This window comes from Ensifer sp. 22521 (assembly GCF_052044795.1).
Lineage (GTDB): Bacteria > Pseudomonadota > Alphaproteobacteria > Rhizobiales > Rhizobiaceae > Ensifer.
Map to the genome: position 1 here is coordinate 89737 of NZ_JBQENM010000014.1, position 23814 is coordinate 113550.

Genomic DNA, 23814 nt, shown 5'->3' on the forward strand with positions numbered 1-23814 from the left:
GATTTGCCATGCTCAAGACGACAGCTTCCAACGAACGACCTGCCTCGCATCTCTTCTACCAGTCGCGCCTACGTCGGCCGCTGGTCGATCGGGCCGAAGGCATCTATCTCTGGGACCAGGACGGACGCCGAGTAATCGACGGCTCAAGCGGCGCCATGGTGGTCAATATCGGTCACGGCAACCGCAATGTGCTCGATGCCATGAAGCGCCAGATGGACCGCGTCACCTTCGCCTATCGGCTGCACTTCGAAAACGAGCCGGCCGAAGATCTGGCCCGCCGCGCGGCGGAAAAGCTGCCCGAGGGCATGGACAAGATCTTCTTCGTTTCCGGTGGTTCGGAAGCGGTCGAATCCTGCCTCAAGCTCGCGCGGCAATGGGCGGTTGCGACCGGTCAGAAGGACCGCTGGAAGGTGATTTCGCGCTTTCCGTCCTACCATGGCGGCACGCTCGGGGCGCTGGCTGTCACCGGTTATGCGGCGCTCTCCGATCCTTTCTCGCCGATGATGCGCGAAATGCCGAAGGTGCCTGCGCCGACCGCCTATCTCGATCGGGACAACCTGACGATGGAGCAGCGCGGCATCAAATATGCCGACATGCTGGAGGAGCGGCTCCAGGCGGAAGGCCCGCAGAGCGTGCTCGCCTTCATCATGGAGCCGATCGGCGGCGCTTCCACCGGCGCGCTCGTGGCACCCGACAGCTACTATCCGCGCATTCGCGAGATCTGCGACAAGTACGGCATCCTATTGATCCATGACGAGGTCATGAGTGGTGCTGGCCGCACCGGAAAATTCCTCGGCGGCGACCACTGGAATTGCCGCCCGGATCTGATCGCGCTCTCGAAGGGCTTCGCCTCGGGTTATTGCCCGCTCGGCGCCATGGCAGCTCCGTCGCGGATCGTCCAGCCGGTGCTCGATGCCGGCGGCTTCCAGCACGGCTTCACCTATGCAGGCAATCCGCTCGCTTGCGCCGCTGGTCTCGCCGTTCTCGACGAAATCGACCGCCTTGGCCTGATCGATAATGCCGCTGCCATGGGCGATGCTTTGAAGGCTGAACTCGTGGCGCTCTCCAATCGCTTCCCCTTCATCGGCGATGTGCGCGGCAAGGGTCTGCTACTGGCGGCCGAATTCGTCTCCGATCGTGAGACGATGAAGCCGCTGCCGAAGGAGTTGAATGCGCACCAGCGCATGGTCGATCTCGCCTATGAGCGCGGCCTGATCATCTATTCACGGCGTACGCGCGGCGGTGTGGAGGGCGACCATTTCCTCGTCTGCCCGCCGATGATCATCACCCGTGAGCAGATCGGCGAGATCGTCGCCATCCTTGGCGACGTACTCGAAGTGCTCGCCGAAGAACTCAATCTTCCCGTCAACCGCTGAGGGCTTGACCATGACGAAGTCCAAAACATCGCGCAGAGTGATCATCACCTGCGCGGTGACGGGATCGGTGCATACGCCGACCATGTCGCCTTACCTTCCTGTTACCCCCGACCAGATCGCCTCCGAAGCAATCGCTGCAGCCGAGGCCGGCGCTTCCATCTTGCATCTCCATGCAAGGAACCCGGAAGACGGCCGCCCGTCGGCCGATCCGGCGCTGTTCATGCAGTTCCTGCCGCGCATCAAGCAGTCGACCGATGCGGTAATAAACATCTCCACCGGCGGTTCGTCACTGATGGCGCTGGAAGATCGGCTTGCGGCTTCGCTGCGCGCCGAACCGGAAATGTGTTCGCTGAACATGGGGTCGATGAACTTCGCTTTGTTTCCGGCGCTCGACAAGCCGACGGAGTGGAAACACGAATGGGAGCCGGAGCTTCTTGAAGCAACGCGGAGCTCCATCTTCAAGAACACCTTCGCCGACATGGAATTCATCCTGACGCGGCTTGGCCAGGGCTGCGGCACACGCTTCGAGTTTGAATGTTATGACGTCGGCCATCTCTATTCGCTGGCGCATTTCCGCGACCGCGGCCTGGTGTCCGGGCACCTCTTCATCCAGTTCGTCTTCGGCGTGCTCGGCGGCATCGGTGCGGATCCTGAGAACTTGACGCACATGAAACGCATCGCCGACAAGCTCTTCGGTGACGACTACAGCTTCTCGGTACTGGCCGCCGGCCGCCATCAGATGCCGATGATCACCATGGCCGCCGCCATGGGCGGAAACGTCCGCGTCGGGCTGGAAGACAGTCTCTACAACGGCCGCGGGACGCTTGCGGCCAGCAATGCCGAGCAGGTCCACCGCATCCGCACAGTTCTCGACGCCTTGTCCCTGGAGGTTGCAACCCCTAAGGAGGCGCGCGCGCTTCTCGGCCTCAAGGGCGGAGATCAGGTGGCATTCTGAGGCCGGCGACACGGGCATGGTAAGACTTGAGCCTTCGCCTGCTGGCAGTGAACGGGAAAACAGTGACGATGATGCAGCACTCAACGGCCGATGTCCGAATTCGCGCAGGCGAACCAGGGGATGCCGACACCATACACAACGCGATCCTGGCTATGGGGCGTGGGCTCGAAATGGCGGACAAGGTCACCTGCACGGTCGATGACTATCGCCGTTTCGGCTTCGGTCCGAACGCCGCCTTCCACAGTCTGATCGCCGAGGCGGGTGCAGATCTTGCCGGTCTTTGCCTGTTCTTCCCGATCTTTTCGACCTGGCGCGGGAGGCCCGGCGTCTTCGTGCAGGATCTGTATGTCGACGATCGTTTCCGTGGCCTCGGTATCGGCGAGCGCCTGCTTCGCGAAGTGGCCACATGGTCGAAGGCGCGGGGCGGCGACTATCTGCGGCTGGAAGTCGACGTGGAGAACTTGCCGGCGCAGCGCCTTTACGAGCGTATCGGCATCACCTGGCAGACGAAAGATCGCGCTCATGCCGCGTATGGCGAGGCGTTCGGGGCTCTGGCCCGGGACTGAAAGTTTGACGACGCAGGAAAGGGAGACAGCATGAAAGCCTTCTATGCAGCCGAACAGAAGCGCCATAACCCGAAGGCCTTTCTGTCGAGCGGCGCGCCGCAGCCCAATCCGGAGCAGCCGGAACGGGTCGAGCGCCTGCTCACCGGTGCCCGTGCCGCCGGCTGCGAGATCCTGCGGCCCCGCGATCACGGGCTCGGCCCGATCGCCGCGGTGCACACGCCGGAGTATCTCGATTTTCTCGAACATATCTACGCGCGCTGGCAGCGTATCGCCGAGGCTTCGGAGGAGGTTATCCCGAACATTCATCCGCTAGCGCGTAACGGTCGCTACCCGGCGTCCGCCGTTGGCCAGGCCGGCTACCACATGGCCGATACCGCGTGTCCGATCTCGGGCGAAACCTGGGAGAGCGTGTGCTGGAGCGCCTCGAGCGCTGTTGATGCCACCGATGCGGTCATGGCGGGCGAACGGGCGGCCTATGCGCTCTGCCGGCCACCGGGCCATCATGCCTTTGCCGACGTCGCCGGCGGCTTCTGCTTCGTCAACAATTCGGCGGTCGCCGCGCAGCGCTTCCTGACAAATGCTGCCCGCGTGGTGATCCTCGACATCGACCTGCACCATGGCAACGGCACGCAAGGCATCTTCTACCAGCGCGCCGACGTGCTCACGATCTCGATCCATGCGGACCCGGTGCGTTTCTACCCGTTCTTCTGGGGCCATGCGGACGAGCGCGGCGAGGGGCTGGGCCTCGGCTACAACCTCAACCTGCCGCTCGAACGCAAATCCGGCGATGCGGAATTTCTCGCCGCGCTCGACGTCGCCTTCCGCCGCATCCGCGCTTACGCGCCGGACGCGCTGGTTGTCGCGCTGGGCCTGGATGCCTTCGAAGGCGATCCTTTCGGGGGGCTCTCGGTCTCTACTCCGGGCTTTGCCCGGATTGGTGAGGCGATCGCGGCCCTCGGCCTTCCGACCGCGATCGTACAGGAAGGCGGCTATCTCTGCGATGCGCTGTCGGACAACTTGACGTCCTTCCTCACCGGCTTTGGCGGCGCGGCATAGCGCTCGAGCAATTCCGGGAAAAATGTGAAGCGGTTTTCCGCCCGGAATCGCGTGATCCAAGTGCGCTGACCGTCACTATTGCGTGGTCGGCCGGGTCGTTTTGCGATCGCGCGTGTCGGGAAATGCGCCCGGCAGCGGCGTCGCGAAGACCGCCTCGCTGTCGTCCGGCCGCAATCGGCCCGCCTCGTCGATAAATCCGCGGATCAGCGGCAGGTGCCGGCGCTCGGCAAGGCAGATGGCATATTCGTCGATGAGTTCGCGGGCGTCGTCGATCGGCACGAAGGCGAGACGGGCATCGTGGCCGAATTCGAGGTCGGCGACGACGCCGCAACCGACACCGTTGGCGATCGCTTCGCGCACCCCTTCGCGCGACGAGATCTCGACGATCTGCTGCACGGTGGTGCCGTGTTCGGCGAGGTTCCTTTCGAAGATCTCGCGTGTGCGTGACCCCCTTTCGCGCATGATGAAGGACATGCCCTCCAGCTCCCTCATCTTCACGCCGTCGCGCTCGGCAAGCGGATGGCCGACGGGTACGCATAACCCGATCCGCATGCTGAGGAAATGAACACCATAAAGGCGCGGATCGTCAGGCGTCTGCGCGGTGATCGCAACATCGGCCCGGTAGTCGAGGATCTGGTCGATGACGCGGGCGGAATTGTCGACCGCGAGCGAGAAGGTCAGTTTCGGCCGGTCGACTTTTAGCCGCGACAGGATCGGCAAAGCCAGGATCGGGCCGTCGGCCGCGACGCGCAAATGCCCGCCATTCGAGCCCGCTTCGCCGCGAAGGAATGCATTCGCCTCCTTCTCGGCCGTGAACAGGCGCGAGGTGATTTCGAACAGGCGCTCGCCGTCGGCACTGAGGCTGACACCGCGTGGCTTCCGCTCAAAGAGGTTGAGACCGCAATGGGCCTCGAGTTCGCGGACATGGGACGAGAGGGTGGACTGGCTGATCGCCATGTCGCGCGCGGCCTGAGAAAACCCGCCGGATTTCGCGACGATATGAAAGGCTCTCAACTGGGTGATCGACATATGGTCCGTTCTGCTGCTTGTGATTGCCGCCACCTGACGGCGCCGCACATCATTGTCGGCAAAGCTGACAGTCACGTGACATCCGCTCATGTTTTGCACGCTGATCAGGATGGCCCACGGACAAAACCGATGGCAGGCATGGGAAAACGCTATGGCCGTTTTACGCTTTGTTAAGCAACTGTCATCTGGCCGGTAAGCGACCTCGCTAACGGTGACGCACGGCCCAGAGCCGATCCCGTTCACCTTAGAGAGAAAGCCGACATGACTTCCTCCCCCAACTCGCTTGCAACGCCAATCCAATCGTCTTCCGATTGGCTTCTGAACATCCCACGCCTGTCGCAACAGCAGGGTATCCTGGTATCGCCGGGCGGCACCGGCACGGTCTCGTCCTACAGCCTCGTCTATGACGTCTACTTCCCATCCGCAGGCTCCAGCGGCTGGATCCCCTTCCTGCAGACGGATGCGACCAACGCGTCGGACGGCGACGTTTTCGGCAAGGTCGGTGGCGACAGTTTCGGCCTCGGCATCAACAGCGACTATCGCGGCGCTGCCAAGCTCGATGCCTGGAACCGCATCGGCCTGACGATCGAAAGGGACGCCAGCGGCGGCGTCTCGATGAAGAAGTACATCAATGGCGAGTTCGCAGCCGAACAGAAGATGACCGGCTCGCTCGCTGCCCGCTTCACCATCGACAAGGCCAAGGGCTTCCTGATCTTTGCCGACGACGACGGCGAAACCTCCTCGGGTTATCTCAGCAACTTTCTGTTCATCGAAAAGGTCTTGAGCGGTGACGAACTCTCCGCCCTCGGCAAGGCCAAGCCCGAAGACATCGTTCCGGACGCATTGAAGCCCGACGCGTTGCTGTCGAACGGCACGGAATTCCGCTTCGGCGAAGGCTCGACGACGCCGACCTTCGGCCAGGGCAGCCTCAGCGGCAAGGGCACCACGGTGACCACTACGACCCCGGCAACTGCCGGCATCCCGGCTGTCGGCCAGGATACGACGACGCCGAACCCGGGTTCGGTCACCAAGACCCTCGCCATCAAGGACATGATGGTGACACCGGACGCCGGCGACGTGACGATCGATCTGTCGCAGCATTTCTCCGGTGAAAGCCTGACCTACACTGTGCAGAACACCAAGGGCGAAGTGCTGAAGGCGGTTCTCGTCGACGGCAACAAGCTGGTGCTCGACTTCGCCGCCCTCGGCCATTCCGATATCCGCGTCACCGCGACGGATGCCGCCGGCAACGCGGTGATCGACGACTTCCGCGTCCGCGTCGCCGGTGCGAACGCCTATACGATCGCCGTCTTCCCGGACACCCAGGATTACACTTCGAACGACGGCCTCAAGCATTTCTTCGGTGACATGACCCAATGGCTGGTCGACAACCGCCAGGGCCACAACATCGTCTTCATGACGCATGTCGGTGACATCACCCAGAACAACCTCTCGGGCCAGTGGGATATCGCCGAGGCAGCGCTACGCAAGCTCGATGGCAAGATCCCCTATGCGCTTCTGCCGGGCAACCACGACCAGGCGAACGGCGGCAGTGCTGCCGACCATACGTCGATCTATCTCGACCAGCGCTTCTCGCCGGACAAGCAGAAGGTGACCAACCCGGGAACGTTCGGCGGCGCCTATGACCAGGAGCTGATGAGCGCCCGCAACACCTATAGCACCTTCACTGCCCCGGACGGCACCAAGTGGCTGTCGATCTCGCTCGAATTCGGCCCGCGCGACGACGTGATCCGCTGGGCCGGCGACGTGATCGAGGCCCATCCCGACTACCGCGTGATGCTCGCAACCCATTCGCTGACGAGCTATGCCGGCCGCCAGGACAATCTGGCCCTGCCACTCTACGATGAAGGTGCCGGCTACGACTACGGCATGCGCACCGACCAGCGCGGCGCCAACGACGGCGAATATGTTTCGCGCGAACTGCTTTCCCGCTACCCCAACATCGTCATGACCTTCTCCGGTCACATCTTCGGCGATGGCGCCGAAACCGACATCACCTACAACCAGTATGGCGAGCCGGTCTTCCAGTTCCTGGTCAACTACCAGAACGGCGTCTCGCGCGAGATCACCGGCAACGGCAATGAGGCGAAGGGCAACAATGGCGGCAACGGCGCGATCCGCCTGATCACGATCGACCCGGACAACAACCGCGTCTCGACCGAGACCTACTTCACCGGCTTCGACGACTATCTTGACGGTTTCCGCTCCAAGCCGGAACTCGATCGCGACGGCCTGACCGGCTATTACCGGGGCCATCAGGAAGTCTTCGAGAACATCGATGTCAGCGGCGGCAAGGCGCGCGCAATGGCGGAAGCGGGCGACGACATCCTCGCCGACGCCGCAACCGGCACATCCTCGGCGAACGTTTCGCTGTCGGGCGGGAAGTCGCTGCTGCCGGCAAACGTCAAGAGCTGGCTCTGGACCGATGAAAACGGCGATGTCGTCGCCGAAGGCAAGGAAGCCAAGGCCGAACTTGATTTTGGCAAGCACAAGCTGACGCTGACCACCACCGACGTCAACGGCGTCAAGACCAGCGACACGGTTGACGTGATCGTGCGCGGCGACCGGACGCTGCTCGTGGAAACCTTCAACGACGGCAATGCCAATGGCTGGGCGACCGAGATCGGTGCTGCCAACGGCAACACCGGCAACTTCCTCCTGAAGGGCACCGTCTTCTCCCGGCCGACAGGCACGGTAGGCCTCGCCGCCCCAGAGGCAGCGCTCTTCGACCAGAGCGATGCGGCCCGCAACAAGCTCGTGTACATCGGCGAAGGCTCGGCCAGCTGGAAGGACTACGTTTTCGAAGCGTCGCTGACGCAGCTCGACAACGACACGATCGGCGTTCTCTTCTACTATAAGGATGCCGACAATCACTACCGCTTCACCCTCGACGGCGAAACCAACCGCCGCCAGCTGGTGAAGGTCGCAAACGGCGTCGAGACGATCATCGCCTCTGTCAACGAGGGCTCGCCCTACAATATGGAAATTCCGCTGACCGTTGCCGTGACCGGCAATGCGATCAACGTCTTCCTCGGCGACAAGAACGTCTTCGGCGGTCCGGTCGTCGATGCGACCCAGCCGCTGCAGGGCGGCACCGTCGGCCTCTATTCCAGCGGCCAGCGCACCTCGGTCTTCGACGATATCGTCGTCACCAAGGCCGACACCACCGCCAAGGCCGGCATCGACCAGCGGACCTATGACATCGACGGCGACGGCAAGGCTTCGGTCGTGCTCGACGCTTCCGGCTCCTTCGGTCCGAAGCAGCTCGTCGACTATGTCTGGACCGACCTCGCCGGCAATGTTGTCGCCACAGGCAAGACTGCCAACGTCAACCTCGACGCGGGCGTCAACAAGCTCCTGCTCAAGGTGACTGCTGCGGATGGTTCGGTCTCGACCGACCGCATCGACGTAACCGTCGTCGACCGCACGAAGATCCTCGTTTCCGAGGACTTCTCGAACGCCAACGCTCTCACTCGCTTCAACATCATCGATGAGGGTGAGTTCGGCGGCATCGGCCCGAACGGGAAGTCGTCGGAATGGCTGGTGAACAATGGCAAGCTCATTCAGACGACCGACCTGCAGAGCCGCGAGCTCACCTGGTCAGGTGCCACCGCTGCCGACTACTGGAAGCGCGGCTGGAGCCCGCTCGGCGACGGCGTCAATGTGCTGCGTCTCGGCACCTATGCGCTGTTCAAGGATCCGGCGGCCCTTGCCTGGACCGACTATGCGGTCGAGGCGACGATCCAGACGCCGGACAAGGACGGCCTCGGCTTCCTGTTCCGCTACAAGGACAACAAGAACTACTATAAGCTCGAGCTCGACGCTGACGGCATTCTTGACCGCAACCCGGGCAATGGCGCCGGCAGCATCTTCAACCTCATCCGTATGAAGAACGGGGTTGAGGAAATCCTCGCACAGGTTCCGGGCAAGTACGAACCGGGCCAGGCGATGAAGCTTCGGGTCGAAGTCGTCGGTGACAAAATTACCGCATTCCTGAATGACGAGGCGCTGTTTGCCTATCCGGTCGGCGACCGTGGGCTCGATGCCGGCACCTTCGGCCTCTATTCCTGGGGCAATGCAGGCCTTACGTTCGATAACCTCACGGTTGTCGATCTGAAGTCCGGCCTCGAAGGCGGCCAGATCATCAATGGCACCAAGGCCCGTGACGTGCTCGCCGGTACCGATGCTGATGATACGATCTATGGTCTCGGCGGCAACGACACGCTGCTCGGCAATGGTGGCAACGACCGTCTCGACGGTGGCGATGGCGACGATACTCTGCTTGGCGGCGCCGGGCGTGACGCGCTCGTCGGCGGCAAGGGTGCCGACGTCCTGATGGGCGGCGACGACGCCGATATGATCGCCGGTGGCCTCGGGGACGACGTCATCGAAGGTGGAGCCGGGAACGACGTGCTGATCGGCGGCGACGGTTCCGACAACTATGTCTACGGACGCGGCGAAGGCTCTGACGAAATCGTGGAAACGGCGACGACGTCGGGCGGTCGGGACGTTCTCGTCCTGCACGACATCGCCCACGGCGAAGCCGTGCTGCACAAATACGGTGAAGCCGTCGCGGTCGAATTCGCCAATGGCGAAAAGCTGACCTTGAAGGGCCAGCTTGCCGGCGGTGGCGTCGAGCTCGTGACCTTTGCCGACGGCACGGTCTTGAACCGTGCGGCGATCGCTAACGGCCTTGTCAACCGCGGCCCGGTTGCCGTGGCCGATACGCTGGCGGCAGTCGATGAGGATGCGACCTCCTTCCTTATCCCGTTATCGAGCCTCATCGGCAACGACGCCGATGCGGACCTCGACAGCCTGACGGTGACCGGCGTCACCTCAGTCGCAGGCGGTACGGCCGTCCTCGAACAGGGCGGCATCCGCTTCACGCCTGCCGGCAATTTCAACGGCGAGGCTTCGTTCCGCTACCAGATCTCCGATGGATGCGGTGGTTCGAGCGAGACGGCTGCCTCCTTCACGGTCAAGCCGGTCAACGATGCGCCGACGGCATCGCCGCTCTCGGTCGAGACCAACGAGGATACGCCGATCAACGGCCAGATCGTCGCTGCGGATGTGGACGGCGATGCCCTGAGCTATGCGGTCAAGGATGGCGCCGGCACCGCCAATGGCCAGGTACAGCTTGACGCAGCGACCGGTGCCTGGACCTACCGTCCGAACGCCAATGTCAACGGCTCCGACAGCTTCACGGTCGTCGTGTCCGACGGCAAGGGCGGAAGCACCGAAAGCACGGTCAGCGTCACGGTAAAACCGGTCAACGACGCGCCGGTCGCGGTCGTCGACACGGGAACGGTCGCCGAGAACGAAACGGGCAGCTTCGATCTCGTCGCCAACGACACCGACATCGAGGGAGATCGCCTGACGCTCGTCGGGTTCGCGGTCACGGCAGTCGCCGGCCTTTCGCTGACGATCGCTCAAGCCGCTGCCGCCTTCTCGATCGTTGACGGCAAGCTGGTCGCCGACCCGTCCTCGGCCTTCGTGGCTCTCGAAGACGAGCAGAACGCGCTCGTCACCGTCACCTACACCGTGCGCGACGCTCAAGGCGGAGAGTCGTCCGGCACGGCGACGATCCGGGTCGACGGCTACACCGAGTACAATGTGGTCGAAGGCACCGACGGCAACGACACGCTGGTCGCCACCGACCGCAAGGACATGATCGAGGCCGGCAGCGGCAACGACACGGTGCTTGCCGGTGACGGCAACGACATGGTCGACGCCGGTGCTGGCAACGACCGGGTGGTCGCTGGTGACGGCAATGATGTCGTCGAAGGTGGCGCCGGCAATGACGTGCTGATGGGCGGTGGCGGCAACGATGCGCTCAATGGCGGTGCAGGCAACGACCAGCTCAATGGTGGTACCGGCAACGACACGCTGAATGGCGGCACGGGCAATGACGTGCTGTCGGGCGGTGCAGGCAACGACACCTTCGTCTTTGCTGCCGGCGATGGCCGGGATGTCGTCCTCGACTTCGAAGCCGGGGCGCAAGGTGGCGACGTGGTCGTGCTCTCCAAGGACCTCTTTGCCGACTATCAGGCACTGATGGCCTCGGGCGCCATCACTGACGGTGAGAACGGCGCGCAAATTGCGCTTAACGACGGCTCGTCGATCACCTTCAACGGCGTCAAGACGGAGAACTTCGTCATCGACGATTTCCGCTTCGCCTGATGAAAGACGAGGGGCGGGCACCGTGCTCGCCCCTCTCACCAACATCCCTGTCATTTCCCTGTGATGGCTGACTGCTACCGCCGCGATCTCAACGGACCACGGACCATGCGCGATATCTCCTCGACCAAAAGTGCCAATCAATTCAAAGGCGTCTTTGCCGGATGCATGAACGCCTTCGTCGGCATCGGCCTGCTCAGCGCCGTCGTCAACATCCTCTATCTCACGGGCTCCCTGTTCATGATGGAGGTCTATGACCGGGTGCTGCCGAGCCGAAGCCTGCCGACGCTTGCGGCTCTGCTTGCCATCGTCGCGGTCCTCTATAGCTTCCAAGGGCTGTTCGACGCCCTACGCGGGCGTCTCCTGGTGCGCATTGCCGATCGTCTCGATCTGGCAATTTCGCCACGCGTCTACGATGCGATCCTCGGCCTGCAGCTTCAAGCGCCGATGAGCGCCCGCTACGCCCAGCCCCTTCGCGATCTCGACGCCATCCGCTCGTTCCTCTCCGGAAATGGCCCGACCGCGCTCTTCGATCTGCCCTGGCTGCCCTTCTACATTGCCATCTGCTTCGCCTTCCATTTCTGGCTCGGGGTCACGGCACTCGGCGGCGCAATCGTGCTTGCAGCCATCACGCTGCTGACCGAGCTTGTCTCCAAACGACCCGTCGAGGAAGCCGCCAAGCATTCTTCCAAGCGCAGCCGCATGGCCGAAAGCGCGCGGCGCAATGCCGATGTCATTTCGGTTCTCGGGATGGGGCCGCACCTGCGTCGCCGCTGGCAGGATGAGAACCGCGCCTTTACCCGCGAGCAACGCCGAGCAAGCGATATCGCCTCCGGTTTCAGCGTTTTCAGCAAGGTGCTGCGCATGCTGCTGCAGTCCGGCATTCTCGCCGTCGGCGCCTGGCTGGTGATCAACCAGCAGGCGACCCCCGGCATCATCATCGCCGGCTCGATACTCTCGGCGCGGGCGCTGGCGCCCGTCGACCTCGCTATCGCCAACTGGAAAGGCTTCATCGCGGCCCGCCAGAGCCGGGTGCGTCTGCAGAAGACGCTGTCGCTTCTGCCGGAGATGCAGGGCCGCATGGATTTGCCCGCGCCGAAGGCGATGCTTTCGGTCGAGCGCATCACGGCGGTTCCCCCGGAAACCAGTGAATCCGTACTTCAGGACATCGTGTTCTCGCTGGAAGCCGGTACCGGCCTCGGTGTCATCGGCGCCAGTGGTTCGGGCAAGAGTTCGCTGGCGCGCATTCTCGTTGGCATCTGGAAGCCGGCCCGCGGCGCGATCCGTCTCGATCGCGCCACGCCCGACCAATGGCCGGCGGCAGCGCTCGCGCGACACATCGGCTACATGCCGCAGGCGATCGAGCTGCTTGACGGCACGATCGCGGAGAACATTGCTTCCTTCGAGCCCGACGCTCAAGCCGACGATGTGATCGCAGCAGCGCGTGCGGCGCGAGTTCACGACCTGATCGTCAGCCTGCCGGACGGCTATTCGACGGAAGTCGGCGAAAATGGCCGCGCGCTTTCCGCCGGCCAGAAACAGCGCATCGCGCTGGCGCGGGCGCTCTATCGCGATCCGTTCCTTGTCATTCTCGACGAGCCGAACTCCAATCTCGATTCCGAAGGGGAGGAGGCGCTGACCGCGGCAATCCTCGGCATCCGGGAGCGCGGCGGCATCGCCATCGTCATCGCCCATCGCCCGAGCGCGCTGATTGCGGTCGACAAGGTGCTGATGCTGGCCGCCGGCAAACAGCAGGCCTTCGGTCCGAAAGATGAGGTTCTCTCGAAGGTCTTGAGGCAGGCGCCGGGCAATCCCGGTGCGCTCAAGGTCGTGCAAACAGCAGAAGCAGCAAAGGCATGATGGACATGGACGATTGGCAGAATCTGCGGCGCTCGATCCGCACGCATTTGATCGTCGGCGCGCTCGGCTTTGCCACGCTCGTTGGGCTTTTCGGCGGCTGGGCCATTGGAACTGAAATCGTCGGCGCCGTGATTGCGCAGGGTTCGGTTGTTGTCGAAAGCAGCCTGAAGAAGGTACAGCACCCGATGGGCGGCGTCGTCAGCGAGCTCATGGTTCGTGACGGCGATCGGGTTCGGGCCGGCGACGTGGTCATGCGTCTCGATGCGACGATGACGAAAGCCAATCTTTCGATCATCCTGAAAAGCCTCGACCAGTTCGCGGCGCGAAAGGCAAGGCTCGAAGGCGAGCGCGACCGTAGTGAAAGCGTGGCATTTCCCGAGACCCTGCTTGCACGCGACAATGAGCCGGAGATCGCAGCTATGATGCACGCGGAGGAACAGCTTTATCAAAACCGGCGCGACGTTCGCGACAGCAAGAAGCGCCAACTCGAACGGCGCGTGCAGCAGCTGAACGACGAAATCCGCGGTATGGAGGCGGAGCGCGCTGCAAGCGAGCGGGAGCGGGTGTTGATCAAGGACGAACTCGACCGCTACGTCTTCCTGCATGACATGGGCCTACTGGAGAAAAGCCGCATCAGCACGCTCGAGCGTCAGGCAACCGACATTGACGGAGAGATCGGCCGCCTCACCGCGGGGATCGCCGGCGTTCACGAAAAGATCGCCGAGACGGCGCTGCAGATCATTCAGGTGGACGAGCAATGGGCGGAAGAGGTCGGCAGCGATCTGCGCGAAATGGATGCCCGCATCGGCGAATATGTCGAGCGCAAGGTGGCGGCCGAAGACCAGTTGAAACGGGTCGATATCGTGGCGCCGCAGAACGGGATCGTGCATCAGCTCTCGGTCCACACGGTGGGTGGCGTCGTCGCGCCTGGCGAACAGATCATGATGATCGTGCCCGACATCGGCAAGCTGGTGGTCGAAGCCAAGGTGGCGCCGCAGGATATCGACCAGATCTTTTCCGGCCAGCGCGCTATTTTGCGCTTCTCTGCCTTTAGCCAGAAGACGACGCCGGAGATCGATGGTTCGGTGGAACGCGTCTCGGCCGACGTTACCGTCGATCAACGGACTGGTGCGAGCTACTACGTCGCGCGCATCGCGATATCCCCCGACGAGATCCGTCGTCTCGGCAATGTGTCCCTGATGCCAGGCATGCCGGTTGAGACATTCATTACCACCGGTGCGCGCAGCGTCGCCTCCTATTTCGTCAAGCCCCTGATGGATCAGGTCAACCGGGCGTTCCGCGAGACCTGACGCGCCCAAGCACCGAGTAATCTGACAAATCGCATTCGCCCGTCGGTATCGAAAGATATCGGCGGGCGTGCCGTTTCAGGCGCTCCGACGGATTTTATTCGCCTCATAGTTGCTGCGCGACCACCGTCTTTCAGGCTGTTTGTTGGGGGAACCGATCCCCACTTTTTACACCGTATGCGACTTAAAACATTTATGCATACAAAATTGTCGACAAAATAGTTGACATTGTCGCCAACAGCTTCAAATCTAGGGTCGCTTGCTCACGAGTGGGCGAGAGCGCCGGCATAGGGCGACTGACGAGAAAACAGAGGGAACGACATGAAACTGAGAAAGCATCTCCTCGCGGGGTTGGCATTTACCGTCCTCGCATCCTCGGCATCCGCCGAAACGCTGCGCTGGGGAAGCCCGCGGGATATCTTCTCGCTCGACCCCTATTCCTACGGCAGCACCTCGAACCTGGCCTTCCTGAACCATGTCTATGAGGGCCTGACGCGCTATACGCCGGAATTCAAGGTCGAGCCGGCGCTCGCCACGAGCTGGGAGATGGTGAAGGACAAGGTCTGGCGCTTCCATCTGCGCAAGGGCGTGAAGTTCCAGAACGGTGCCGATTTCACCGCCGACGACGTCGTTGCCTCGATGGCCCGCGTCAGCCACCCGACCTCGCCATTGCGCGGCAACATCCCCGCCTATGTCTCGACCACCAAGGTCGACGACTACACGGTCGACATCGAAGTGAATACGCTGAACCCGCTGTTCCTCAACGACATGACCAACATCTTCATGTTCGACAAGGACTGGCTGGTCGACAACAAGTCCGAGCTGCCGACCGACGTCGGCGCCAAGGTCGAAGGCTACGCCACCTACAACACCAACGGTACCGGCCCGTTCAAGGTCGAGTCCCGCGTTCCCGACAGCAAGACCGTGCTGATCAAGAACGATGGCTGGTGGGATACGCCCAAGCACAATCTCGACCGCATCGAATTCATGCCGATCACCTCGGCAGCCACCCGGGTCGCGGCGCTGCTTTCGGGCGAGATCGACCTCACCGATGGTGCCCCGGTACAGGATCTGGAGCGCCTCAAGAGTTCGCCGGATATCAAGGTCGTCGAGCGCACCGACCTGCGCACCGTGCATATGGTCTTCAACCGCCACGAGACCTTCGCCGACGGTCGCGAAAACTTCTTCAACAACATCAAGGTACGCCAGGCGATCGACCATGCGATCGACCGCCAGCTCATCTTCAAGCGCGTGATGCGCGGCAAGTCGCATGTTGCCGGCACCATGGTGGCGCCTGAGATCCCCGGCTACACCGCCGAGCTCGATGTGCCGACCGCTTACGATCCGGAGCTCTCCAAGAAGCTACTTGAAGAGGCCGGCGCCGTCGGCAAGGAGTTCACGCTCGTCTGCATGAACGACGAGAGCGTCAACGAGGAAGACGTCTGCAGCGCGCTCGTTTCGATGCTGTCGCGCGTCGGTCTCAAGCCGACCCTCGACATCGGCCCGCGTGCGGTTCAGGCGCCGAAGCGCGCCGGCGGCAAGTCCGACGCCTACATGATCGGCTGGGCCAACGAGCCGACGCTCGATGCCTATTCGATCCTGGTTCAGGTTCTCTCGACACGCGAAGGTGCCGCCGGCGTCGCCAACTACGGCGGCTGGTCCTATCCGGAACTCGACGCCATGGTGAAGAAGGCCGCAGTCGAGATGGATCACGACAAGCGTCTGGCGATCGAAACCGAAGCGCTGAAGTTCGCCAAGGACGAGGTCATCATGATCCCGCTGCACCAGCAGCCGATGGCCTGGGCGATGTCCAAGAACGTCACGGACGTCACCATTCGCGCCGACAACAAGCCGCGCCACTGGCTGACGCGCATCGGCGACTGAGTTTCCTTGCCCCGGCAGAGCCTGCTCTGCCGGGCTTTCTCATTCAGCGAGAAACCCAATGATTGTCTTTCTCATCAAGCGACTGGCCAATGCCGTGCTGGTCATGCTCGCCGTTGCGCTGCTCGCCTTCTTGATCTTCCGCTTCGCCGGCGATCCGGTGGAGTTGATGGCCAACGAGCAGATGTCGCAGGCCGACCGCATCGAGCTGCGCGAAAAGCTCGGGCTCAACGATCCGTTCGTGACCCAGTTCGGCCGGTTCGTCGTCAACGCCGCACAGGGCGATTTCGGAATCAGCTACCGCAACGGCCAGGACGTCATGAAGCTGATTGCCGAACGCTTCCCGGCGACGATGGAGCTGGCGCTGGTCGCAACCGTGCTGTCCCTGCTGATCGGTATCCCGCTTGGCGTCATCACCGCGATCCACCGAGGACGATGGTACTCGGAGGGGCTACAGTTCGTCAGCATCATCGGCGTCTCGTTGCCGAGCTTCGTCGTCGGCATCCTCTTGATCCTCGTCTTTGCCGTAACGCTTGGCCTCGTACCCGCCTTCGGCCGCGGCGACGTGGTGCAGCTTGGCTGGTGGAGCACCGGTTTGCTGACAGCCTCGGGTCGCGCGTCCCTGCTGTTGCCGTCCCTTGCGCTCGCGCTTTACCAGATCACTCTGGTCATGCGCCTTGTCCGCGCCGAGATGATGGAAGTGCTGCGCTCGGACTTCGTCAAATTCGCACGTGCCCGCGGCGTGCCGCGCTGGCGGATCTATTTCCGCCATGCACTCCGCAACTGTCTGATGCCCGTCGTCACCATGACGGCGATGAACTTCGGCTCGCTGATTGCCTTCGCGCTGATCACCGAAACCGTGTTCCAGTGGCCGGGCATGGGCATGCTGTTCATCCAGGCGGTGACCTTCCTCGATATGCCTGTCATGGCGGGGTATCTCTGCATCGTCTCCTTCATCTTCGTCACGCTCAATACGCTCGTCGATATCGCCTATGCGGTCATCGATCCGCGGTTGCGTGATGCCACCCGCTGAGGTCGCTGCCATGACAGATCACGTCCAGCAAACCACACCACCACGCCGGCCCTCGCGGCTTGCCCGCTGGCGCCAGAGCGATCTCTGGTGGTCCTTCACCCACAAGCCGTCGGCGATCATCGGCGCGGTCATCCTCACCTTCCTGATCGTAACCGCCTTTTCCGCGCCGCTGATTGCGCCGCAGAACCCGTTCGATCCGGCCCAGCTCGAGCTCTGGAACTCCGAGCTGCCGCCGATCTGGGAAGCCGACGGCCAGTGGCCCTACGTGCTCGGCACGGACACGCAAGGCCGCGACATGCTTTCGGCGATCCTCTACGGCTCGCGCATCTCGATCCTGATCGGCGTCGCCTCGGTCGTCCTTTCATTGGCCGTGGGTTTGAGCCTCGGGCTCGTCGCCGGATATTTCGGCCGCTTCATCGACAACCTCTTGATGCGCATCGGCGACGTGCTTCTGTCGATCCCGACCATTCTGATCGCGATCCTCGTCAGTGCCGTCGCACGTCAGATGCTGCCGCCGGAACTGCGGGACGTCGGCTCGGCCGCCGTGCTGGTGCTCGCGATCACGCTCAGCGCCTGGGTGCAATATGCTCGCACCGTGCGCGCCCAGACGATCGTCGAACGCGGCAAGGAATATGTTCAGGCCGCCCGGCTTTTGAAGACACCGGCGCGGCGCATCATGTTGAACCACATCCTGCCGAACACGCTGACGCCGATCATGGTCGCCGCCACGCTGAACTTCGGCATGGCGATCCTGACCGAGGCGACGCTCTCCTTCCTCGGTATCGGCATGCCGCCGAGCCAGCCTAGTTTGGGAACACTGATCCGCCTCGGCAACCAGTTTTTGTTCTCGGGCATCTGGTGGGTCGTGCTCTTCCCCGTCGTCCAGCTTTGCCTTCTCGTGGTTTCCGTCAACCTGCTCGGTGACTGGCTGCGCGATGCGCTCAATCCGAAATTGAGGTGAATGATGTCCAATCTCCTGCTCCGTAACGTCAGGCCCAATGCCGGCGAAGCGACCGACATCCTCGTGCGCGACGGCAAGATCGCGGCCTTCGGTAAAGGACTTTCCGCTGAAGGCGTAGCAACCGAGGACGGCAACGGCCATATCGTGATCTGTGGTCTCGTCGAAGCCCATACGCATCTCGACAAGTCGGTCTGGGGCATGCCCTGGCATGTGAACGCCAAGTCTGCGAGCTTGCGCGAACGCATCGACTTCGAGCGCGAGCAGCGGCTTGAAATCGGCATCGAGCCGCACCGCCAGTCCATGCGCCAAGCGATCATGCTTGCCGCCAACGGTGCGAGCCACATCCGCAGCCACGTCGACATCGACACGACCCACGGTCTCAGGCTGATGGAAGGCATCGTCGAGACCCGCAAGGCGCTTGAGGGCATCATCGACATCGAGATCGTCGCCTTCCCGCAGTCGGGCCTCGTCACCCGCCCGGGCACCGTCGAACTCCTCGACAAGGCTCTCAGCAACGGCGCGGAAGTCCTTGGCGGCATTGATCCTTGCGGCATCGACCGGGACCCGAAGGGACACCTCGACGCGATCTTCGGCCTTGCCGACAAACATGCAAAGCCGATCGATATTCACCTGCACGAGCAGGGCGAACTCGGTGCCTTCAGCATGGAGATGATGTTCGAGCGCATCCGCGCCCTCGGCATGCAGGGCAAGGTGGCGATCAGTCACGCCTTCGCGCTCGGAGCACCGGATTATCTGCGCGTCGCCGGCCTGATCGAACAGATTGCCGAGCTCGATATCCGCATCGTCACAACCGGCTCGCCGTCGTCGACCGTGCCGTCGATCCTTCGATTGAAGGAAGCCGGCGTCAAGGTCGCGGCCGGCTGCGACGGCATCCGCGACACCTGGGGTCCGTGGGGACAGCCCGACATGATGGATCGCGCCCGCATCCTCGGCATGAAGAACGGGCTTCGCCGTGATGTCGATCTCGAACATGCGCTGCATGTCTGCTCCAAGGGGGGCGCCGAGGTCATGGACATTAGGGGATACGGCCTGGATGTGGGCTGCGACGCCGATTTCACCCTGCTCACCGGCGAGACGCTGGCCCATGCCGTCGTCGACGTCGCGCCGCGGCCGCTGGTCGTCAAGCGCGGACGTGTCATCGCTCGAAACGGCATTGCGGAGGTAGCAATCCCATGAACACCATCAAGGATTTGACACTTGGCCAACGTCCCGAGGGACGCACGCTTCTGACGGCGCAATGGGTGCTCGGTCACAGTGACGGCTCGCACCGGCTGATCCCGAACGGCGAAGTCGTGATCGAAGGCGGCACGCTGCTTTATGTCGGCCCACGCTTTGAGGGAGAAGTGGCGCGCCGCATCGATCTCGGCGCGGCGATGATCAGCCCCGGCCTGATCGACCTCGACGCGCTCTCGGATCTCGATACGACGGTCCTCTCGATCGACCATCAGCCCGGTTGGGCCAAGGGTCGCGTCTGGCCGCGCTCCTATATCGAGCGCGGGCCCTATGAGATGTACACGCAGGAGGAACTGGCGTTCCAGAAGCGCTTTGCCTTCGCCCAGCTTCTCCTGAACGGCATCACCACGGCAGCCCCGATCGCCTCGCTCTTCTACCGCGAGTGGGGCGAGACCGTCGCGGAGTTCGCCGCCGCTTCCGACGCGGCCGGCGATCTGGGTCTGCGCGTCTATCTGAGCCCGGCCTATCGCGCCGGCGGCATGATGGTGACGGCGCCGGGCCAGCTCGAAGCGATCTTCGACGAAGCAAGGGGCCTGAGGGGCCTCGAGGATGCCATCGGTTTCATCCGCGAGCATGAAGGGCGCCACGGTGGACTGGTCAAGGGTTTGCTGGCTCCGGACCGGGTGGAAACCTGCACCGAGAAGCTTCTCATCCGCACTGCCGACGCGGCGCGCGACCTTGATTGTCCGATCCGCCTGCATGCGGCGCAGGGCACCATGGAAGTCGATACCGTTCGCCGCTTGCACGACAAGACGGCGCCGGAGTGGTTGGCAAGCTTCGGCTTCCTCAGCGACCGGTTGATTGCGCCGCATGCGACGCAGGCGACCGACAACGATCTGCGCCTTTATGCCGAAAACGGCGTCAGCATCGTCCATTGCCCGCTGGTTTCGGCTCGCGGCGGCAGCACGCTGAACTCGTTCCGCTCCGTCAAGTCCCGCGGCGTCAACATCGCCATGGGCACCGACACGACACCGCCGGACATGCTGATGAACCTTCTGGTCGGCCTAATTACCTGCCGCGTGGTCGAAAACGATCCAGGCGCCGTCAGCTGTGCCGATCTCTTCGACGCCGCGACACTTGGCGGCGCCAAGGCCCTCCGCCGGTCGGATCTCGGCCGCCTGGAAGCGGGGGCTCGGGCCGACATCGCCGTCTTCGATCTCATGGATCACCACATGGCCCCGGCGGTCGATCCGATCACCACGCTGGTGGTCGGCGGTTCTGGACGCGTCACCAAGGCGGTCTTCGTCGATGGCCGTCTGTCGATGCGTGACGGCGAAGTGGCAGGCTTCGATATGAACGAGGCGCGCGCAAAGGCGCAGGTACAGTTCGATGGCCTGATCGCCAAATATCCCGAAAGAAGCTGGGGTCACCCGCCGGTCAGCGAGATCTTCCCGCCGAGCTACCCTCTGGAGATGCCGCGATGACGGAACATGTTTCATCGGCCGTGCTTGACGTTCGCGGCCTCTGCGTTGAATTCCCCGGTCGCCATGGCACTGTTTCGGCACTGTCAGACGTTTCGCTCAGCATTCGCCCGGGTGAGATCCTTGGCGTCGTCGGCGAATCCGGCGCAGGCAAGTCAATGACCGGTCTTGCGGTCCAGGGACTGCTGGAGCCGCCCGGCCGTATCTCCGGCGGAGAGGTCTGGCTCGCCGGCCGCCGCATCGACCAGCTCGGCGACAAGGAGATGCAGAACGTGCGTGGCCGGCAGATCGGCGCGATCTTCCAGGATCCGCTGACCTCGCTCAACCCGCTCTTCACGATCGGAGCGCAACTTGTCGAGACCATTCGCCTCCACCTGAAGCTCTCCAAGGCCGACGCCAAGGCGCGTGCCATCCAGTTGCTGAAGGAGGTCGGTATTCCGGCGCCCGAGGCGCGCTACGATCACTATCCGCATCAGTTCTCGGGCGGCATGCGCCAGCGCGTCGTCATCGCCTTGGCGCTCGCCGCAGAGCCGAAGCTGATCATTGCCGACGAGCCGACGACGGCACTCGACGTCTCGATCCAGGCGCAGATCACCTCGCTGCTCCGCCGTCTTTGCGACGATCATGGAACCGCGGTCATGCTGGTCACCCACGACATGGGCGTCATCGCAGAGACCGCCGACCGTGTCGCAGTCATGTATGCCGGACGGCTGGTTGAGATCGGTCCAGTCGGCGACGTGCTGAAGAATGCGCGTCATCCTTATACCCGCGGTCTGATGGGCTCGATCCCGGCACTCGGCCGTCGCGTCGAGCGCCTGAACCAGATCGACGGTTCGATGCCGCGGCTGAACGCAATCCCGACCGGCTGCGCCTTCAACCCGCGTTGCCCGGAGGCGGGGCCGCGCTGCCGCAAGGATCGTCCCGAGCCGGCCCCGGTCGGCTCCGGCGTCGCCGCATGCTGGCTCAATGCAGGAGGAGTTCTATGAGTGATGCCCTGACGGTCAACGACCTGACCTGCAATTTCGATGTTTCCGCGCCCTGGCTCAACCGGGTGATCGAGCGCAAGCCGCGGCAGTTCGTGCGGGCGGTGGACGACATCAGTTTCAGCGTGCCGATGGGCGGCTGTCTGAGCCTCGTCGGTGAATCCGGCTGCGGCAAGTCGACGGTGGCAAGGCTTGTCACCGGTCTCTACCGGGCGAGCGAAGGCGAGGTGCGATTTGCGCCCGGCAAGAACGGGCAACCGCTTTCGGCGCAGATGATCTTCCAAGATCCCTATGCCAGCCTCAACCCGCGCTGGCGCGTGCGCAACATCATCGCCGAGCCGCTGCGCGAGCTGAAGCTTCGCAATTCGGAAGCCGAGGTCATGGAGCGTGTCGGCGAACTGCTGACGATCGTCGGCCTCGCGCCTTCGGACGGAACCAAGTTTCCGCACGAATTCTCCGGTGGCCAGCGCCAGCGCATATCGATCGCACGGGCACTTGCCGGCGAGCCGGAGTTCCTCGTTTGCGACGAGCCGACCTCTGCACTCGATGTGTCGGTCCAGGCCCAGATCCTGAACCTCATGCGCAAGCTGCAGGACGAGATGGGGCTGACCTATCTCTTCATCAGCCACGACATGAGCGTGGTGCGCCACATGTCGGACCGTATCGCGGTGATGTATCTGGGGCGCATCGTCGAAGAGGCGGACACCGAAACGCTCTTCGCCAATCCGCGGCATCCCTATACGCAACTGCTGCTGGAGACGATTCCGGACATCACCCATCCGAAGCGTGGACGAAGCATCGCTGCCAGCGAGGTGCCGAGCCCGCTCAATCCACCGTCCGGCTGCACGTTCCATCCACGCTGCCCCTTTGCGGACCAGCGCTGCAAGAGTGAGCGGCCGGAAATGCGCAATTTCGCCGACGGTTCGCGTGCCGCCTGCCACCGCATCGAAGAAACGGTGAAGGCTACCCACGCGGCCTGACACATCTAGTTCCCTGAAGCCTTGGGCTCCGTGTCGTGCCAGTCGCGGAGCCTCTTTTTTTGGGGCGATGTTCAGGCGAACCGTATTGTGAGCGAACATGTTTCGCATCCCTGTCGTCAGGCGAATGCTACGGTGCTAACCGGAATTCAACGAAATAAACCGATGACCATTTCCGGGCTTCGACACTCACGTTAGGGTAGGGGCCGAAAGCCGGGCAGCATTCCGTTTGGGGGGGCTCGGTTGGGATCGAATGCGTTGATTTGAAGAGTTGGCTTATGAACACGACCTCCGACACCGATTTCCCCGTCCTCAATGCCGTTGAAGCCCGCATTCTCGGCTGCCTGATCGAAAAAAAGGAAACGACGCCCGACGTCTACCCGCTGACGCTCAATTCGGCGCATGCAGCCGCCAACCAGAAGACGGCCCGCGATCCCGTCATGGCGGTCGAACAGGTGGACGTCCACCGCGCGCTCTCGTCGCTGGCGCAGAAGGGGTTGGTCCGCCAGGCGTTTGCGTCCAGGGTCGAGCGCTACGAGCATCTGGTAGCCAACCGCTTCTCGCTGACCTCGCCGCAGATCGTCATGCTGGGTCTTCTGCTTCTTCGCGGTCCGCAGACCGCTTACGAGCTCTGGGCACGCAGCGAGCGCATGGCGCGGTTCTCCTCGATCGAGGAGCTGAAGGACAATCTCGATCTGATGATAGGCCGCCGGCCGCCACTGATCGTTCAATTGAACCGAGGCGCCGGCCAGCGCGAGGACCGCTTCGCGCATCTGCTGTGCGGTGAAGTCGAGCAGCCGGCTGCCGAAAGGGTGGCGATGTCTTCGGCTCCGAGTGGCTCAGCGCTATCCGCCCTCGAGGAACGACTGGAAGCGCTCGAGCAGAAGGTGGCGACGCTGCAGGAGCAGCTTGACGCCTTGATGCGCTGATCTAGCCAATCGGCATTAGCGCGAGAGC

General features: G+C 63.0%; 16 protein-coding genes. 15 read left to right on the forward strand and 1 reads right to left on the reverse strand.

The features are described from left to right. The first annotated feature begins 8 nt into the window (after positions 1–8). The 4 genes from ACTJKE_RS22025 (at position 9) to ACTJKE_RS22040 (ending at position 3953) form a co-directional block, all read left to right on the forward strand. Positions 9–1376, forward strand: coding sequence for an aminotransferase family protein (locus ACTJKE_RS22025; RefSeq protein WP_440692373.1), 1368 nt, complete (start codon positions 9–11; stop codon positions 1374–1376). 10 nt (positions 1377–1386) lie between these two features. Further along, complete coding sequence (locus ACTJKE_RS22030; RefSeq protein ID WP_058326943.1) at positions 1387–2331, forward strand: 3-keto-5-aminohexanoate cleavage protein; 945 nt, start codon at positions 1387–1389, stop codon at positions 2329–2331. A gap of 71 nt (positions 2332–2402) precedes the next feature. Then, on the forward strand, positions 2403–2897 hold the full coding sequence (locus ACTJKE_RS22035) for an N-acetyltransferase family protein (protein ID WP_440692409.1): 495 nt from the start codon (positions 2403–2405) through the stop codon (positions 2895–2897). Between the two features lie 30 nt (positions 2898–2927). After that, positions 2928–3953, forward strand: coding sequence for a histone deacetylase family protein (locus ACTJKE_RS22040; protein ID WP_440692375.1), 1026 nt, complete (start codon positions 2928–2930; stop codon positions 3951–3953). Positions 3954–4028: 75 nt separating this feature from the next. Here ACTJKE_RS22040 and ACTJKE_RS22045 read toward each other — a convergent pair whose 3' ends face one another. Continuing rightward, on the reverse strand, positions 4029–5057 hold the full coding sequence (locus ACTJKE_RS22045) for a LysR substrate-binding domain-containing protein (protein WP_440692377.1): 1029 nt from the start codon (positions 5055–5057) through the stop codon (positions 4029–4031). A 186-nt stretch (positions 5058–5243) separates the two neighbouring features. Here ACTJKE_RS22045 and ACTJKE_RS22050 point away from each other — a divergent pair, with 186 nt between their 5' ends. The 11 genes from ACTJKE_RS22050 to ACTJKE_RS22100 all read left to right on the forward strand — a co-directional run bounded on the left by ACTJKE_RS22050 (position 5244) and on the right by ACTJKE_RS22100 (position 23786). Further along, the gene (locus ACTJKE_RS22050; RefSeq protein ID WP_440692379.1) at positions 5244–11183 is read left to right on the forward strand and encodes an Ig-like domain-containing protein; all 5940 of its coding nucleotides are present in this window, start codon (positions 5244–5246) and stop codon (positions 11181–11183) included. Between the two features lie 105 nt (positions 11184–11288). Then, positions 11289–13040, forward strand: a complete 1752-nt coding sequence (locus tag ACTJKE_RS22055; RefSeq protein WP_440692381.1) for a type I secretion system permease/ATPase — start codon at positions 11289–11291, stop codon at positions 13038–13040. Further along, the gene (locus ACTJKE_RS22060) at positions 13037–14350 is read left to right on the forward strand and encodes an HlyD family type I secretion periplasmic adaptor subunit (protein WP_440636183.1); all 1314 of its coding nucleotides are present in this window, start codon (positions 13037–13039) and stop codon (positions 14348–14350) included. The genes ACTJKE_RS22055 and ACTJKE_RS22060 overlap by 4 nt, the downstream gene beginning before the upstream one ends. Before the next feature lie 318 nt (positions 14351–14668). Then, positions 14669–16231: an ABC transporter substrate-binding protein gene (locus ACTJKE_RS22065; protein WP_440692383.1), complete on the forward strand. Its 1563-nt coding sequence runs from the start codon at positions 14669–14671 to the stop codon at positions 16229–16231. A 58-nt stretch (positions 16232–16289) separates the two neighbouring features. Continuing rightward, a complete protein-coding gene (locus ACTJKE_RS22070; RefSeq protein ID WP_113512345.1) occupies positions 16290–17261 on the forward strand; it encodes an ABC transporter permease in 972 nt (323 codons plus the stop codon). A 10-nt stretch (positions 17262–17271) separates the two neighbouring features. Next, positions 17272–18222, forward strand: a complete 951-nt coding sequence (locus ACTJKE_RS22075; RefSeq protein ID WP_058326948.1) for an ABC transporter permease — start codon at positions 17272–17274, stop codon at positions 18220–18222. 3 nt (positions 18223–18225) lie between these two features. Continuing rightward, entirely contained in the window at positions 18226–19419 is a 1194-nt protein-coding gene (locus tag ACTJKE_RS22080; RefSeq protein WP_440692385.1) for an amidohydrolase family protein, read from the forward strand. Next, positions 19416–20900 (forward strand): amidohydrolase family protein, encoded by a 1485-nt coding sequence (locus ACTJKE_RS22085; protein ID WP_440692387.1) that lies wholly within the window; start codon positions 19416–19418, stop codon positions 20898–20900. Before ACTJKE_RS22080 ends, ACTJKE_RS22085 begins: the two co-directional genes overlap by 4 nt. Continuing rightward, positions 20897–21883 (forward strand): ABC transporter ATP-binding protein, encoded by a 987-nt coding sequence (locus ACTJKE_RS22090; protein WP_058326950.1) that lies wholly within the window; start codon positions 20897–20899, stop codon positions 21881–21883. Before ACTJKE_RS22085 ends, ACTJKE_RS22090 begins: the two co-directional genes overlap by 4 nt. After that, positions 21880–22860 (forward strand): ABC transporter ATP-binding protein, encoded by a 981-nt coding sequence (locus ACTJKE_RS22095; RefSeq protein WP_440692389.1) that lies wholly within the window; start codon positions 21880–21882, stop codon positions 22858–22860. The genes ACTJKE_RS22090 and ACTJKE_RS22095 overlap by 4 nt, the downstream gene beginning before the upstream one ends. A gap of 275 nt (positions 22861–23135) precedes the next feature. After that, a complete protein-coding gene (locus ACTJKE_RS22100; RefSeq protein ID WP_113512337.1) occupies positions 23136–23786 on the forward strand; it encodes a DUF480 domain-containing protein in 651 nt (216 codons plus the stop codon). Positions 23787–23814: the final 28 nt, after the last annotated feature.

Coding starts and splice junctions, on each gene's coding strand:
- ACTJKE_RS22025 (WP_440692373.1), top strand. CDS start 9: ATGCTCAAGACGACAGCTTCCAACGAACGACCTGCCTCGCATCTCTTC.
- ACTJKE_RS22030 (WP_058326943.1), top strand. CDS start 1,387: ATGACGAAGTCCAAAACATCGCGCAGAGTGATCATCACCTGCGCGGTG.
- ACTJKE_RS22035 (WP_440692409.1), top strand. CDS start 2,403: ATGCAGCACTCAACGGCCGATGTCCGAATTCGCGCAGGCGAACCAGGG.
- ACTJKE_RS22040 (WP_440692375.1), top strand. CDS start 2,928: ATGAAAGCCTTCTATGCAGCCGAACAGAAGCGCCATAACCCGAAGGCC.
- ACTJKE_RS22050 (WP_440692379.1), top strand. CDS start 5,244: ATGACTTCCTCCCCCAACTCGCTTGCAACGCCAATCCAATCGTCTTCC.
- ACTJKE_RS22055 (WP_440692381.1), top strand. CDS start 11,289: ATGCGCGATATCTCCTCGACCAAAAGTGCCAATCAATTCAAAGGCGTC.
- ACTJKE_RS22060 (WP_440636183.1), top strand. CDS start 13,037: ATGATGGACATGGACGATTGGCAGAATCTGCGGCGCTCGATCCGCACG.
- ACTJKE_RS22065 (WP_440692383.1), top strand. CDS start 14,669: ATGAAACTGAGAAAGCATCTCCTCGCGGGGTTGGCATTTACCGTCCTC.
- ACTJKE_RS22070 (WP_113512345.1), top strand. CDS start 16,290: ATGATTGTCTTTCTCATCAAGCGACTGGCCAATGCCGTGCTGGTCATG.
- ACTJKE_RS22075 (WP_058326948.1), top strand. CDS start 17,272: ATGACAGATCACGTCCAGCAAACCACACCACCACGCCGGCCCTCGCGG.
- ACTJKE_RS22080 (WP_440692385.1), top strand. CDS start 18,226: ATGTCCAATCTCCTGCTCCGTAACGTCAGGCCCAATGCCGGCGAAGCG.
- ACTJKE_RS22085 (WP_440692387.1), top strand. CDS start 19,416: ATGAACACCATCAAGGATTTGACACTTGGCCAACGTCCCGAGGGACGC.
- ACTJKE_RS22090 (WP_058326950.1), top strand. CDS start 20,897: ATGACGGAACATGTTTCATCGGCCGTGCTTGACGTTCGCGGCCTCTGC.
- ACTJKE_RS22095 (WP_440692389.1), top strand. CDS start 21,880: ATGAGTGATGCCCTGACGGTCAACGACCTGACCTGCAATTTCGATGTT.
- ACTJKE_RS22100 (WP_113512337.1), top strand. CDS start 23,136: ATGAACACGACCTCCGACACCGATTTCCCCGTCCTCAATGCCGTTGAA.